Origin of the sequence: Paenibacillus sp. FSL R7-0272, from assembly GCF_037969905.1 — a bacterium.
In the GTDB taxonomy this organism is placed as follows: Bacteria; Bacillota; Bacilli; order Paenibacillales; family Paenibacillaceae; genus Paenibacillus; species Paenibacillus polysaccharolyticus.
Genome location: NZ_CP150221.1, coordinates 6037957 through 6054101 on the forward strand (window position 1 = coordinate 6037957; position 16145 = coordinate 6054101).

10 protein-coding genes are annotated in these 16145 nt (G+C 46.3%); 5 read left to right on the forward strand and 5 right to left on the reverse strand.

Annotated elements, in window-relative coordinates:
- The first annotated feature begins 198 nt into the window (after nucleotides 1–198).
- On the forward strand, nucleotides 199–2601 hold the full coding sequence (locus MKY23_RS26460; protein ID WP_339833418.1) for an NACHT domain-containing protein: 2403 nt from the start codon (nucleotides 199–201) through the stop codon (nucleotides 2599–2601).
- A 163-nt stretch (nucleotides 2602–2764) separates the two neighbouring features.
- On the opposite strand, the gene MKY23_RS26465 is transcribed toward MKY23_RS26460, so the two are convergent.
- From MKY23_RS26465 to efeO, 3 genes are all read right to left on the reverse strand, one after another.
- Complete coding sequence (locus MKY23_RS26465; protein ID WP_339833421.1) at nucleotides 2765–4711, reverse strand: FTR1 family protein; 1947 nt, start codon at nucleotides 4709–4711, stop codon at nucleotides 2765–2767.
- 61 nt (nucleotides 4712–4772) lie between these two features.
- On the reverse strand, nucleotides 4773–6050 hold the full coding sequence (efeB, locus tag MKY23_RS26470) for an iron uptake transporter deferrochelatase/peroxidase subunit (RefSeq protein WP_339833424.1): 1278 nt from the start codon (nucleotides 6048–6050) through the stop codon (nucleotides 4773–4775).
- 4 nt (nucleotides 6051–6054) lie between these two features.
- A complete protein-coding gene (efeO, locus tag MKY23_RS26475; protein WP_339839731.1) occupies nucleotides 6055–6951 on the reverse strand; it encodes an iron uptake system protein EfeO in 897 nt (298 codons plus the stop codon).
- A 332-nt stretch (nucleotides 6952–7283) separates the two neighbouring features.
- On the opposite strand from efeO, the gene MKY23_RS26480 reads away from it, so the two are divergent.
- The 3 genes from MKY23_RS26480 (at nucleotide 7284) to MKY23_RS26490 (ending at nucleotide 11466) form a co-directional block, all read left to right on the forward strand.
- Nucleotides 7284–8228, forward strand: a complete 945-nt coding sequence (locus MKY23_RS26480) for a hypothetical protein (RefSeq protein ID WP_339833427.1) — start codon at nucleotides 7284–7286, stop codon at nucleotides 8226–8228.
- A 456-nt stretch (nucleotides 8229–8684) separates the two neighbouring features.
- Nucleotides 8685–9431: a DUF3105 domain-containing protein gene (locus MKY23_RS26485; protein ID WP_339833430.1), complete on the forward strand. Its 747-nt coding sequence runs from the start codon at nucleotides 8685–8687 to the stop codon at nucleotides 9429–9431.
- Nucleotides 9432–9744: 313 nt separating this feature from the next.
- Complete coding sequence (locus tag MKY23_RS26490) at nucleotides 9745–11466, forward strand: methyl-accepting chemotaxis protein (protein WP_253499444.1); 1722 nt, start codon at nucleotides 9745–9747, stop codon at nucleotides 11464–11466.
- Nucleotides 11467–11657: 191 nt separating this feature from the next.
- Here MKY23_RS26490 and MKY23_RS26495 read toward each other — a convergent pair whose 3' ends face one another.
- Nucleotides 11658–12611: a nucleoside hydrolase gene (locus MKY23_RS26495; protein WP_090924098.1), complete on the reverse strand. Its 954-nt coding sequence runs from the start codon at nucleotides 12609–12611 to the stop codon at nucleotides 11658–11660.
- A 266-nt stretch (nucleotides 12612–12877) separates the two neighbouring features.
- The gene (locus MKY23_RS26500) at nucleotides 12878–15109 is read right to left on the reverse strand and encodes an MMPL family transporter (RefSeq protein ID WP_339833439.1); all 2232 of its coding nucleotides are present in this window, start codon (nucleotides 15107–15109) and stop codon (nucleotides 12878–12880) included.
- A gap of 294 nt (nucleotides 15110–15403) precedes the next feature.
- On the opposite strand from MKY23_RS26500, the gene MKY23_RS26505 reads away from it, so the two are divergent.
- Nucleotides 15404–16042 (forward strand): TetR/AcrR family transcriptional regulator, encoded by a 639-nt coding sequence (locus MKY23_RS26505; RefSeq protein WP_339833442.1) that lies wholly within the window; start codon nucleotides 15404–15406, stop codon nucleotides 16040–16042.
- Nucleotides 16043–16145: the final 103 nt, after the last annotated feature.

Here is a 16145-nt window from a genome sequence, read left to right on the forward strand (position 1 = left end):
ATTAAATGTGCTTGAAAATAATCCAAGAAAATCAACAGTAGTTCTTAATTTCTCTCACGAGAGATCACTCATAATTCGATAAAAATATCTAGGATTTGCAATTGTGTTAACACTTCTTATTCTTCTAGTATAAAATGGGGATTATGATTTAGAAATATTTAGTAGCAAACGGTGACTAAATTACCTAGGAGGAGAAGTATGGATCCTATATCAAGCAATATTCTAATCCCTTCGATTATTAATGTTTCATGTTCATTATTAGTAGATTTATTTAAAAGCTATAAAAAGAGAATTCAAACTAAAACACTTTTCAAAGAAGTTGGACAGTTTATCGAAGATTTTACTGATGGAGAGTTGGACTCGGGAAGCTTCATCAGTTTCCTTGAACTTGCTAGTACTAAAAGGGATTTCGTTGATTTCATTAACTTTTGTGTGTATAGAAGGCAAGGTTCAAAAAAAAGAAATTTCACTTTAAATAGAGCAAGTTTTATTCAATACTTATCTGAGAAGGCACAGGTATATGTAAAAGAAGACGTGGGGAAAAATCTCAATATTGATGTATTAAAAGGATATTTCAGTCAGGTTATTGATGTGCTAGAGAGCAAGTTAATTCAAAAACTTGATACTGAACATGTAGGTGTACTTTATTTTATAAATAACAGTCTGTTAGAAACAGAGAATCGTATTCTTGAGAGTTTGAGGTCAGAAACAATTATTAAACAGAATAAAGATTATGAACTAATTAAGAACAATTATATGAACATAATTAAGAAAAGGAATAAAATGAGTCACGTTTATGGAATAGACGAATTAGATTTATATTCTTTCTATGTGTTTCCACGTTTTAATGTATTTGAACCAGATGAATCTACACCAGAAACCCTTCAGAGTAAAAAGTATAAACAGAGAGGAGGAAAGATTGATTGGATTGACATATTTAAGGAGTCAAATATGGTTTCAATAATTGGCGGCGCTGGGTTCGGCAAATCACTTTTCCTAAAAAATCTTATTAATAAGAGCAACGAATTAAATATATATAACCCCACAAACCTTATTCCTATCTACTGTGATCTTAAACAATTTAAGGTTAATTCCAAATTTTCATCATCTTATTCAGTAGAAGACTTCCTGGTTGATAGTATGATATCCAGTACTGGTATTGATAAGAGATTGATTAGTAAGGAATTTCTAAACTATTTTCTTGGTGAGGGCAGATGTTTAATTCTTTTTGATGCACTAGACGAAGTAGAACTTGAAGATAGAGCTGAACTGAATGATCTAATCAGTAGCTTCTTTGAAGTGACGAATAAACATAATAAGATAATAATTACCTCAAGAGCTCAGGGCTTTACACCCAAAACAAGAATAGTTTGTAATGTTTGTGAAGTAGACGAAGACCAAATTGAAGAATATTTAATGAAAATGGTGAAAATAAAACAGTTCAATCAACAAAATATTAAAGAGTTTATTAAACAATGCGATGTCTTAATTGAGTCAAATTTTCTTTCAAGCCTCCTAACGGTCTCATTATTAGTCCAAATATTCAAAGCAGAAAAAGAACTACCTGAAAGTAAAATAGATTTATATGATAAATGCGTTGAGTACATTTCAAAAAAAAGAGAAAGAGATCAAAAAAAATCAAACTTTGATTTTAAGCTAATGAGTAACATTTTAGATAATAATATAAGCTTTGAAAAATTATCCTGGTTGGCTAGACCAAATAACATCGAAATAAATGAATTTGAAATAAAAAAACTTCTATTGGATATACATGAGGACTCCTACAGTTCAATAAATGAAACTCGAAATGCAATTGATGAATTTCTAAAGTTTTGTGCACAAAGAACAGAGCTTTATGTTGCAGGTAATCAAGAATCTCATTACAAATTCTTTCACCGATCTTTTTACGAGTATTTTTATTCGAAATGTATTATCAATGAATTTCCTAAGAACGAAGATCTTCTTAATGAGTTGTTGAAATTTGGAATAGATTCTGAGATGTTTGAATTAACAACTGCTTTACTAAAAAAGAATAATTATGATAGATTCAAGCTTTTTGTAAAATATATTTACAACTTAATAGATGAAATAGATGATTTTCAAAGAGATGGCTCTCAATTTAACTTTTTGAAAATTTGTTTAATGCTAGATGTGTCTGAGCAAATTAAATTTTGTGATAAAGTCTACACATCATGTTTCAATAACAAGAAAATTTTAGCTAAATTGCAATTAGATAGTTCCTACAATATTTTACTACCTCTTTTTAAAAAAGTAGAAAAAAAACTGAGCAGGGAACTTGAAAAAGATGCTCTAATGTTCTATAAAGAGGAAATTATTGTGGCCCATTTAATTAAAAAGTTATTAAAACATAGAAATCTAATCAACGGTATATCATTAAATTTTGTATTTGCAGGTTTAGAGTCAGAAATTAGTAATTTAAATATTATGAACTTATTAAATTATTTCACTGTAGACGAATTATATTCGTTAATAGCCAAATACATTGAGGTTGCTTCTGATAAAGAAATGATATTAAAAAAACAACTAAAAAGATACATGAAAAGAATAAATTCTACGAAAAGCCAGGAACACGTAGGTTAAATATCAGTATAAAATTCCATTCGATCTTTCAAATTAAAGGAAATCCAGTTCTATCTTCACTAAAAGACCCGCACTTCATCACTAATCGTGACGAAACGCGGGTTATCTTTGTGAAAAACAATGCACCCGACACCATATATCTGATTTAAATTTAGTTTATAGATTAAATAGATGTACTCGAAGTGCTTCTCGCTGAGCGTTTCTCGGTGCGAACCAGACTAAAGACCAGATAGACCAATACCACCATTTGCGGCACGAAGGTCTCCCATGTAGGATACATGCCAAGCCAGCTTAGGGCAGGCAACTCATGTGCCACATGTGCAGGAAGCGTGGCCGATACCTGCAGGGCATGAATACTCTCGCCCAGAAAACGAAAGACCAGATAATAGATCAATAGCGTAGCCGTGAGGAAAAACCAGCGCACCGGTAGGCGCACGCTGAACTGAATAATCGCTATGGCCAGAATAACCAGGATCACCAAGGCTATGCCCACCCCCATGAACAACTGGGATAGCTGAATGGAAGGAGCCATGCCGATGTAAAAAATAGTGGTTTCCGCACCTTCTCTTAATATGGCAAGACCAGCGACAGCAAACAAAGACCATAAACTTCCGCGTGCAAGGGCTCCTCCAACCTGGCGTTCTACATAACTGTTCCATGAGCGGGCGTTTGATTTGTAATGCATCCATTGTCCAACGGTCAACATCAGAACCACTGCCGCAAGACCCGTATACCCTTCAATCATCTCGCGTGTACTGCCTGAAGACGCCGCAGCCAGCAGCAGTGTTAGCACCACAGCCAGCCCTACACTCAAGAGCAAACCGCTACCCGCCCCAGCCCAAATCCATCGCCGCGCAGCAACTTGCCCGCTCTTCTTGGCATAGGCCAGCAAAGCAGCCAGTACCAGAATCGCCTCCAGTCCTTCACGAAGAAGAATTAAGGCTGCATCCCATGCAGTATAAGACGTTGTTTCCGTTAAAGGTTCCAACCGCTCTATCATTCGGGATACCACTACTGTTGCTTTCGATGTATTCGGCGGACTGGAGACCAGGTAGCCGGATGCTTCCGTCATCTCATTCTCGATTGCGGTATACGATGCAGGCGAAGAGATCTGCACCTGTCCTTCGACGGAAGGCCAAGCAACAATAAACTGTTCCATGCCTGTAGCCGCTCCGGTGCTATCCCCGGCCTGAATCTGCTGTTGCACCTGTTCCAGCAATTGCAGCAGATCAGACAGCGATGCAGAACCAGCGTTGACTGCTTCTTTATCCAGTTCCCCATCCTTGAGTGTCCCCATACTGTAATCCGTCAGAAGCGTCACCATTTCGTTCATTTGCTGGATGGCCTGTGTTTCCTTGCGCGGTTCAGCTTGCATGGCAATCCGAATCAGGCTCATCTGTTTCTCAAGCTGGCTGTATACGCCAAAATGGTCCTTGCGAATCGGTGCTTCCGTACCTTTCCAGGCAGTAACGATTCGTTTATACGTGCGCTCTGCCAGTGGCCAGTCTCCGTTTTGCATTGCGACAAGACTACTTCGGGAATCCGGAAGTAAACGTGTTGCCGCCTTCCGGCCTGCGTCACTGCCACCTTCTCCACTTTGGAAGGCTTCTACGTATGCATTGACTGCTCTTGCAAGGTCTGCCAGTGCACTTTTGGCTGCGTCGGCATCGCTACCCTTCAACACATCTTGAACCTTGGTGAGTGCATCGTTAACGGTAGTAGTTAAACCTGCGATCTGCTCTGTATTTTGCTCCGGTTTCAGTTGTCCGGCTTGTTGCCATAACACCTGAAAATCGGATACATCCCGAATGGCATCTTCCAGCTTGCCCTGGCCTGCTTCCACCAGCGCGCTTCCTACCGGAGGAAGCAGAGCATGCAACTGATCCGTTTTCGCGCTTTTCTGTGGTACAGCGGACGCAGCTGCAGCTGACGCATATGAAGCTTTTCCAGAAGCATAAGCAGTAGTCTCCTCAAAGGCAAGGCCGCGTCCACCAAAAACATAATCAACATGTTTGAACAGGCCCCCTCCCATCCATGAAAAAGAATAGATGAGGCCAACGAGTAAAGATAATGTAATGCGTAATAGTAATGTGATGCGTAGCAATCTCATATCGTTTTACCCCTTAATCCGTGAACATTTGGATGTGGATTTCGATGTAAACTCATCAGCATTAGAACAATGTCTCCCCGATATATCCACCCTGTTTGCATCCGGGAAAACAGGCAAAGACGGCACTACCCACATGCACCGTATATTCATTCAGCTTGTCACTCTTCGCCAGCCGTGTCTGGATCGGGATAAACTGCTTGTCCAGATCCCGCTGGTAGCTAATAAACAGCAAGCCTGCGTCGAGCTGGCCTGTTTTGGCATCGAGGCCGCTCGAATACGAGTACGAGCGGCGCAAGATCAGTTGACTCCCGTCTCCCTTGGCGAGCCGCAGATGCGATGTTGCCGGGATTAAGGGCTGTCCATCGGTGGATCTCGCCTGCAGATCCACCGGGTCGAATTCTCCACGGCTGCCAATCGGCGCGCCGCTATCACGGTGGCGACCAAACGTCGCCTCCTGATCCTTCAAGGTGGAGCGGTCCCAGACCTCCACACGCATGCGCACCCGGCGGACGGCCATGTAGCTGCCGCCGGCCATCCACCCCGGACCGTCACTCGGCTGCGCCCAGACGGTCTGGTCCATAAGCACGGCATCCGTAGTATCCGGATTGCCGGTGCCGTCTTTGAAGCCGAGCAGATTGCGCGGTGTTCCACCCGCGGGGTCGGCTCGGCCTGTGCGCTGGAAGCCCTCCTGGGTCCAGCGCAGCACCGCATGCCCTCGCGCAATACGCGCGAGGTTGCGGATCGCATGGAAGGCGACCTGCATATCGTCTGCGCAGACTTGCACGCACAGGTCGCCACCACACCACTTCGGGTCCAGTACATCCCCGGCAAATGCCGGCAGGTCACGCAGTCCCCGCGGCTTCGGTCCCTTCAAGCCGAAGCGCCCGTCAAACAAAGACGGCCCCACACCAAACGTCAACGTGGTACGTGACGGTGTCAGGCCTGCCGCCTCCCCCGTATCGGTGGGGGGCGTATTCAGCGTGGTGTTGTGCTCGCCGATCATCTGTCCGGAAGCCATGGCAGCCGAGGCTGCCGTCCAGTCCCGGAACAGACGGCGAAGCTCTTCCACGCTGCCTGCGGTAACGTCAAACGCCGCAAAGCAGATAAAATCCTGCGCGGGCGTAATAATGCCTGCCTGATGCTTGCCATAGAAAGGCAATCCCTTATCAGCCGCCGCAGGTTCTACAGCGGCGACAGAAGAGCCTTTGCGGCCCAGCGCCATCAGTCCGCCTGCGCCGCCCCCGCCAATAAGCAGACCAAGCCCGGCTACGCCGGTCAGCTTCAGCATTTCACGCCGTGACAACGGCTTTTTCAGCGAATCCTGCTTGTTCTCCGTCATCGTTCTACACTCCCAGTACCTGTCCCATATTGGACAGCGGCTCCGCGAGCGCATCGAGATTCTGGCTTAGCTTGCGCACATCCTCATCCTTCAACTTCTTGTAAGAAACGTACCCGTCACCTTCCTTGAACGGAGCCAGTTCTTTCTCCAGCGCATCGAATCGATCCGCAATCTGTTGGTTCAACTCTTTGTCCTTGGATGCCAGATCATCCTTCAGCAAGTTGTAAATCTCGCGTGCTCCTTCTACATTCGCCGCAAAATCATACAGATCCGTATGCGAATACCGTTCCTCTTCCCCGGTCACCTTGCTGGAAGATACCTCGTTCAGTAGTTCGACCGCACCCGTGACCATCAGACTTGCATCGATATCCATCGTTTCCACTTTAGCCCGTAGCAGCTTCGCATCACTGAGCAGTGTGTCTGCATATTCGCTCATGCCGTCGGTTGTTTTGTCTGCCCATAATGCTTTCTCAATCCGGTGAAAACCACGCCAGTCTGCAGCTTCAACGTCACCATCACGTGCATCAATGTTAGGGTCCAGATCACCTAGCGCCTCCGCTACCGGTTCAATCCGTTCATAATACATACGTGCCGGGGCATAGAGCAACTTGGCCTTTTCCAAGTCTCCAGCCTTCACCGCATCCGTAAACTTCTCGGTTTCCTTCACAAACGCATCAATCTGCTCTACGGCAAATGTACGATACCCCTCTACCGCAACAGAGCAATCTGCAACTGTTGCCTCTTGGCCTCCCTTGCTTGTATCCTGAGATGCTGTTTGAGCTTCACTCGTTACAGCTGTCTTCTCAGATGCCTTGTTCAAAGCCGCCCCATCATTGCCACACGCTGCAAGCAGCACCGAAGTCACCATCACGACAGCTGGCAAAGTCACACTTTTTCTCATTCTCAACACGAACACTCCCCTATGAACGCAGTAATTAGGCAACAAACCCTTCAAACAATCCTTTACCGATACAGGAACGTCGAGCAGACATAAAATATCGCTCTTGACTCCCCAGCCTTTAATTGATAATGATTATCAATTTCGATAATGACATCATAATTCCGCCCCATCTTTATGTCAATATGAAAATATGGCAGGTTATTACGCCTGTTTCATTAGGTTTATTTTGGGTATTTAATTCTGCGATCCATAGACAAAGTTCGTCATAGAACGTTAAAATGAGACACAATGTTAACTTGTTCCATAATTTAAGAAATTGGAGGCTTATGAACATGAAATGCCAAGTATGTAATCATGAAAATGGAGATGCCCAGTTTTGCGAGAAGTGCGGCTCTAACCTGACGGGAACCCATGCTTCTTCTGATCCTGTGGATTCCGTAACACGCACAGATTCAGCTTCCGCTGACTCGGAATACACGCATTGGTCCAGCAACAAGGAATCTGCTTCTCATCAACCAGATCCTACACGCTCTTCTTCGGCTTCACCTGTACCATCGCTTGTAAAAGAAACAGCAACGGTACATTCTAGTAATCATGAAGCTCCTGATCACGATACTAACCAAGGTAGCGCAGGAAATCAGTGGAACAACTTCGTTCAGAATGAAAAAGTACAGCAAGCCAAAGAAGTAAGCAAACAATACCTGACCTATTTCCTCAGCGTACTGGCTCGTCCGTATCAATCGATGAAAACCGTCGGTGAACAGCATGCTCTGAATGGGTGGCTAACGATGGCATTGTTTGCTGTATTAACCTCTACATATGTTCTGATCACATTTGGCCGCCTCGGTGCGGAAGGCATATTTGTTAGCGGATTTTTGCGCCCGCTCCTGTTTTCAGCTATTATTCTGGTTGCTGCTGTTGCGCTCATCTATGGTGTACTTAAGCTGGAACGGATTACGTTCCGTCCCAAAATTCTGGTTGCCCAGTTCGGAACCTTGCTGGTCCCTGCAATCGCTACGCTTCTGCTCGCTAACTTGATGATTGTGATCTCCTACTCGTTCGCGATCTCCCTACTGGTGCTGTCGTATATTATGGTGTTTGTTGCGATGAATACGGTGCTGTTCCAGCATCCGCTCAATCGGACCAAAGCTGCCATTGACAGCACGTACAGCGTGTTGATTGTGAATGCTGTATTGTTTTACTTAATGTATCGTTTGTTATTTTCGACTATAGCTGGCTTACTTAGCCCGTTATTCTCGCCGTTTGGACGCTTGTAAATTCGTTTCTTCTACTCAAGATTGCTGAAATGGAGACTTCCCCCGATTGTGGGGGGAGTCTTTTTCATTTGCGAAAGGCAACATTGCGCGGATCATATTCCATACACTATAATGTGTAGTGTGAAAAATATGTTTGTATTTACTTATATGAGCCAGCATTTAGTTGAAGTAACTTTGCTCTATTGAGGTAGATATAGCAGACTTTAAAGTAAAGCAAATCGTTTATGTGGTCTTGAGTAAGAAAAGAAGTTTACTTACTTATATTTGCTTAATTATATTTGCTTACTTATAGCCTTGCATCGATTGCTGCTTGCTCTACTGTTTTTTCTTTGTTTCTTGCTTGGTTTTTAATGTTTATTAGCTTGTCTGTATGTTTTCTTTATGTTGCTTCACCTTCAACACTACAATACGTAGTGTAACTATTCATTATTTGTTGACGAAAGCGGAGGAATTCGAATGGACATGACCCACATGGATCATATGCAAATGGAACAACAAACGGGGACCTCATATCTATGGCTGATTGTTGGAGCCGCCCTGCTGCTACTCTCGATTGCCGCCTATATCTGGGCATCACGTACGCGCGGCAAAATTCTTAGCCACATGAAAAAGAATGAGCGAGCAGCTATTCAGAAGAAAAGCCGCTCGCTCCGGCTCACAGCACATGCCTTGATCGCTGTATCCATCGTAGCCTTCGGCGTATTTTTCCTTCAAGGTGCCGGAAAGACATACGATGTAGCCGACCTCCCGAACAATGCAACCATCGATGTGACGGAAGACAAATATTATGGAGCTACCCACACCGAGGAGCCGATCCAGTATGAAATGAAAATACCAACCTCGGGGCCACATAATCCACATGATATCCAATTTGGCTTTTATACCGACTTTCCCGGGTATCCTTATCTGGTTCACAACATGGAGCATGGAGACATCATCATCTATTATCGTGAAAATGCCAGTGATGAACTGAAGGAACATCTCCAATATCTCGCAAAATTTCGCCAAGCCGGGTCAGGCATTCTTGCCGTACCCAACAAAGATATTCCTGACGGTAGCGAGGTCGTTGTGACCGCCTGGACCAAAACAATGAAGCTGGACAAGTTTGATGATGCCAAGGTAGGTACGTTTATCCATCGTTACATCAATCAGGGGCCTGAGAAGATCCCGCCATCCATTCGCCAAGGCGGCGGAACAATGTAGCTTAGCAAAATTAAATGTAACGATCTCCAGAAACCTTATCTTCTGAAAAAGGAGTGCTTAAGCTCAAAAAAAATCCTTTTGAGCAAAATAAGGTCTTTCAGGAATCGTTACATTTTCAACTGTTCAAAAAAGGAGCAATTAGCGCTTCTCAGGATTGTTAGACCCCACAACTGAACGCAGCAGGACACGGCGACATAACATACCAGCGTCAACTTCCGCCCCCTCCCCTAATCCTTTCCCAATCATATGCCGATAAATTGAAGTAGAAATGCATACATAACATATACGCTCACAAGGGGGAGCAATTGGAACGATGAATAGTTTGTTTATGCGAATTTTTTTGTTTTTTTCCTGTTTGATGCTGGCTGCTGGGGCCATTTTAGGCATCACGATGTATCGGGCATCTGCTCAATTGGTTGAACAATCCATGGGGATGCAGGCACAGGCTGTAGCTGAACGGGCAGCCGCTTTGATCGATACGACACTGTATGCTCCACTCAGCACGGGGCAGGACAAAACGGCGTATTACGATACGCTGCGCGCACAACTTAGCCAGTTGCGTGAAGCCAACGGACTCAAATATTTGTACACACTTGGCACACGCGAGGAAAGTGGAAAGGCTGCGTATTATTACGTGGTAGACGGGGCCGCGCCGGATGTAGCCGAGGATGATTTTTCCCCATACGGTACAAAAGAGGAAACACTGTACGATGGCATGCTTCAAGCCTTTGCACAAGACACATCGGTTCGCGGAGAGCTTACTCGGGATGAAGATTACGGGGCTACGATTACCGCTTATGTACCGATTCATGGATCAGATGGCAAGATGTTAGGTATTGTAGGCGCAGATCTGGACTCTACCGCTGTCTATGCACTCATGTCGAGCAACCGCATCACGATGGTTTGGACAGCACTGGCGATTGTATTGCTCAGTGTATTGCTGGTGTATATTTTCGCACGTTATCTGACAAGGCCACTGGTGAAGCTGAAACAGCTCATTACCGAAGTGGGAAAAGGGGACCTCACCGTCAATGTGGAGCTTGGACGCAAGGACGAAATTGGCCAGCTCGCTTCCGAGTTCAAACACCTGGTCACGGATACCCGGCAAGTCATGACGGGCATTCGCCAAAGCTCGGATTCCTTGCTTCACGCCGCAGAAGGTGTATCCCGGCATTCCCAGGCAACGGCCGAGGCCAGTCAGCGGATTGCAGAGCACACGAATCATACTGCACAGGGGGCTTCCGAACAGGTGGTACGCGCTGGAGAAGTCACGGTAGCCATGGAAGAAATCACACGTAGCATGCAGCATATTGCTCATTCTTCTTCCAGAGTTGCCGACGTATCACAGCAGACAACAAACGAAGCCATTCAAGGACAGGCGAAGCTGGATACAGCCATCCGCAGCATGGACGGGATTCATCAGGCCAACGTACAGATGGCCGCATCGACGACCCAGCTTACGGATTACTCCAACCAGATTGAATCGGTCGCCCACTTGATGAAAAATATTGCTTCACAGACGAATCTGCTCGCACTCAATGCCAGTATTGAAGCTGCTCGTGCAGGTGAACACGGTAATGGTTTCGCCGTTGTTGCTTCTGAGGTCCGCAAGCTTGCAGGAGAATCCGAGCAATCTTCACAACATGTAGCCGAGTTAATTGCCGAGATGACACGTCAGACCTCTTTGCTAGCAGAACATATGTCGGCAAGCACTACGGCGGTACAATCCGGTCTGACTGTTGTGCAAGAGGCAGGTCAATCGTTCTCCTCCATTCATGGCGGCATTGAAACGATCAACGAGCGCCTGCATGAAGTGTCCGCAGCTTCTGAACAGCTGTCAGCAAGCTCAGAGGAAGTGTCGGCATCCATTGAAAACATGGAACACATCTCGCGAGAATCCTCATCCAGCATCCAGAAGGTATCGCAGGCTGCCGAAACGCAGCTACAATCCATGGGTGAGATCAGTGCTTCCGCAGAGTCACTGCGTGTTTTATCCAGCGAGCTGAATGGCCTAATCAGCCGCTTTAAGATCTAGTTCGGTGCCCGCTTGCTCCATACCAAAAAGCCGCATGGCAGTAATCCACATCATCGGGGTTCTCCCCGATCATCGGAACACAGCCTGCGGCTTTCTTTAGCTCTTACCTTTCTACCGATTCGTATCTTTGATGCGTATCGTAGAAAGGTCTTTTTATCTTACATGAAGGTCAGCCCTACGGCTGCCGATCATTAGTAACGCTGCGGAGCAGCTTTTTTCCCCAAATCAGTCATGTATGTGAAAAATGCTTCCGGATCTGTATCATACACCAGTTGCACCGGACGTCCGTCCGCCTGCTCCACCGTGCGGCCTTGGCTCGGGCCATCTGGGATGACGATGCAATTCACGGTTTTTTTCTTCACGATGTCCTCGCGGCCTACGGAAGCCGTAGTCAGCACATCCCACAGATAATACGTGGAGTTGGTCTCACTGTACACCAGTGGCGGACATCCTGCATAACAGTTCCCCAGGAAATCCACACCTTCGAAGCGGCGTTCTGCTGCCCAGCGGTTACGGACTGCGGGTGTAAGAGGTACTTTGTTTGTGCTTTCGAGTGCGACCAGATCAATCTGGATGCCGCTCTGCCATACGCGATAAGCTGCTTCCGGGTCCCAGAATACGTTCCATTCCGCCGTACCGTCATGCTCCGGCTCTTCTACGTTTCCGCGTTCAAATGTACCGCCCATCCATACCAGCTTGTCGATTTTCTCTTCGATGTCCGGTGCTTCGTCCAGCGCACGCGCGAGGTCCGTCAGCGGGCCTGTGAACAACAACAGCGTTTTGCCTTCGGTATTGCGTACTTTCTCAATCAGATGCTGATGCGCAGGAATAGCGGAGAGCGGCGCTTCCATTTTGCCGGATTCATTCAGCACAGGCAGTGCATCTACATAGAATGAGTGCAGTCTCCATGCAGCTGGAAACGGGTTTTTGCCTCTGGAATTGGATTTAGCCACTTCAATAGAATACGTCCCGAAACGATCGATAATTTTACGGCTCGCATCGGTTGCCGGCTCCAAATATCCGTCTGCCGGAATAACCGATACACCGGTTACGTTTACATTGTCCATTTGCAGAAGCATAAACAGCGATACGAGATCATCCACGCCGCCGTCATGATTGAAATACACATTCAGTTTGTTCGTCATGCTTGCTTTCATCCTTCCTCTGGTTCCCCATTGATGTGAACTTGTCCGTCTGCCCAAGGCCGACGCTTCTTCTATTATGTCCCATAACCCTAAGCCGAGTAAACCTTCCACACCCAAAGAATCCCGTATCTATAGCATTCCCTGCGCATTTTTACCAGCTTATCCATTCCATCTCAGACATACAAACCCAAGGCTCTCGCCTCTGGTAAAAAGAAAGATGGACCACGGGCATCAAGCCCCGCCGTCCATCTGCCCCTCCTCCTGAATTACAGGGATCGGGTTGGTTTCTTCTCTTGCTTCTCGGCAATCTCCGTATACTTGCCTGGCCAGAAAGCCCATTTGCCCAGCAACGCTGTAATCGCTGGTACCATGAACGGACGAACCAGGAACGTATCGAGCATAACACCTACCGCGGTAATAATCCCGAACTGCACCAGCACCTGAATCGGCAAGGTTGCCAGAACCGCGAACGTACCCGCCAGAATCAGACCTGCAGAGGTAATGACCGAACCCGTCTCGCCTACACCTTCTCTAATCGCCTGGCGAAGCGGCATTATTTTGCGTTTCTGCCAGATGCTTGAGATCATGAAGATGTTATAATCCTCGCCGAGTGCTACGAGGAAGACAAAGGAGTAGAGCGGAATTGCTCCCTGAATCGCTTCTGCTCCCAGACCATAGTGAATGATAATCCAACCCAGACCAAGTGCAGAGAAATACGACAGGACCACCGTTACAATCAAGTATGCTGTCGCAACAACAGAGCGCAGATAAAGTAGCAATAGCAGCGTAATCATACCGATCACGACCGGAATAATAATCTTCGCATCCCGCTCTCCAGCGACTTCGATATCATATTGTTCAGCAGTCTGCCCATCAATCCACACTTGTTGATCCACATTGGTAACTCCGGCATCTTTCAATGCCGCTTCGGCCGTAGCTCGCAAGTCAGGAATATGCTGCATCGCTTCAATCGAGTATGGATTAAGGTTGAACTCTACGTTATACGCCGTAATGTTGGCATTCTCCGCGCCTTGCTGCGGGTGGCCCACCTTGCTGATATAATCCAGTGATTCGAGACGTGTTTTCAGATCTGTCTCTTTACCTCCGGCATCCACGATCACTTTAACTGGAGCGAGCTCTCCTTGCGAAAATTGCTCCCCAATAACCTTGAAGCCTTCACGCGAAGGTACATTTTCCGGGAAGGAAGATAACAAGTCGTACGTAAATTTCACTTGGGTTGAAAAAGTAGCCAGTCCACCGAGCAGCACTACCGTAATCGCCAGAACCGTCCAAGGTTTAGTCGTTACGATGCGTCCGATCCAGCTTTCACGGACTTTACGCGGAGCCGGAGCCGGTTTGCCTTTTTTCTTCGCCCGCTCCACTTCCATCTCGTGAGTACGTGGAACGAATGGATAGAATGATCCTCGTCCGAAGATGGCCAGCAGCGCCGGAACGAGCGTCAGACTTGCAATAAACATAATAAAGATGGATAAACTGAAAGGTACGGCAAAACGATGATATGCACCGTATTCAGCTAACAGCAATACAAGTAGAGCTGCGACAACCGTAAATCCACTCATCGCAATCGCGCCAGATGAACCGGTGATGGCTTGGAAGATCGCTTTCTTTTTATCCGGCTCATGATAGAGAATTTGACGGTATCTGGAGATCATGAACAGACAGTAGTCCGTACCTGCTCCGAAGAGTAATACAGTCATGATGGAGATCGACTGGGCGTCAACTGTAATCCAGCCCTGATCCGCCATAAATCCGAGAATCGGACTGGTGACCATATAGGCGAAACCTACGGCAATAATCGGAATGATCGCTAGCACCGGTGAACGGTAGATCAGCAAGAGCAACACGAGTACAAGCACGACAGTTGCGATGAGCAGAGACACATCGGCGGATGAGAACAATCCGCTTGCATCAATCGATATGCCCACTGGTCCGGTTACGCGTGCAATTAACTTGCCTTCAGTATCTATAGCCGTATCAAATGGATTCATGCCGAAGATGGCTTTTGTTTTCTCCTCTAACCCTTCGACACCTGCCTTCAGTTGCTCTGAATCGGCATCTTTGTTGAAAAACAGCGGCATGACGATGGTGCTTCCGTCTTCCGAAAGCTGACCTTTAATCGCCTGCGGTGGCAGCTGATAGAGTGGTACAACCGACTGTTGCTGCTCCACCGGGTCTTGATCCAATCGCTCGGTTAACGCCTGAATCTGCTGGATCTGATCCTCTGTGAGTCCGGCAGAGTTACGCCAGACAATCAGCGCGGGTACGCCCTCGCCGCCAGGGAATTCCTTTTTCGCCAAAGCAGCGGCCTGTACAGATGGTTTCGAATCACTTAAATCTTGTGCGTTGTTGGTCTCACGCTGATTTACTGCGGGCCACACCAGACCAAGTACAACCGCAATGATAATCCATACGAGCAGTGTCACCCATTTACTTCGTTTGCCCGCTACGAAGCGGCCATAACCTGAACCTTCCTGCATGGTCTATTCATCTCCCTAGTTTTGTTTTAATCCATATAAGTTGAACAGAAAGATGGTTTGCACAGACACTTCAATGACAGAATAACCTGGAAAGTAGCTGTGCAAAGTAAATAGTTCAACTCATACGAGAAATCTTTTTATCAAAAACAGCTTTTAAATTAATGTCATGGTATGGAAATGAACCATGGGTCATAATATAATCGAGTTAATTATATATACCGGAAGGTTAATTATGCAATCCCTAATTTTTTGAAAAGTCACAATACGTTATTTTATCCGTAAATGAGGTCGAGTATGATGAACAAAAAACCAAGAAAAGAAGCACGCCCGGCGCGTGCTCCAGGCAGACCCAAAGCAGGTACAGATCAAGCTTCCGCCTACAATAACATCCTAATGACGGCCTCACGGCTGTTTATGGAATACGGCTATGAAGCCGTTTCCCTTCAGCAGATCGCTTCGTTATGTCAGGTGACCAAAGCGTCGATCTATTATCATTTTTCGAGCAAACCGGAACTGTTCACCATAGCCATTACCCGTATGATGGCTATGGGCATGCAGCAGACCACACTGCGGCTTGAAGAACCCGGCACGTTGTACGAACGGCTGGTCAACGTGGCGGCTGCCAAGATGCAACAATCTCATGTGGATACGGAAACGATGATGCGTGAAGCCGAAACGTATCTGAATGCCGACCAGTTTGCTCAGATTCGGGATGCAGAACATCGTATCTTCGAAGTTCTCGCTACACATTTCCAGCGTGAGATGGACAACGGGTATTTGAGAGAAGCCAACCCCTTATTGCTTGCTCAGGCCTTCACGTCCCTGTTGATGTTAGCCAACCGTGAAGATGTACGCCGTATGCACGATACGATTGCCGAACTGGCCGAGGAACTCGTCGGACTCTTTTTGAACGGAGCAGTTAAACATCCATAGGATGAGTAGACGTGTAAACACAACTTCCCCTCTACTATTCCATATGCGCATCTGGAGAACATTTAGTAAGGTTTCAATGATCGTTAAATCGGCCGAATTTGGC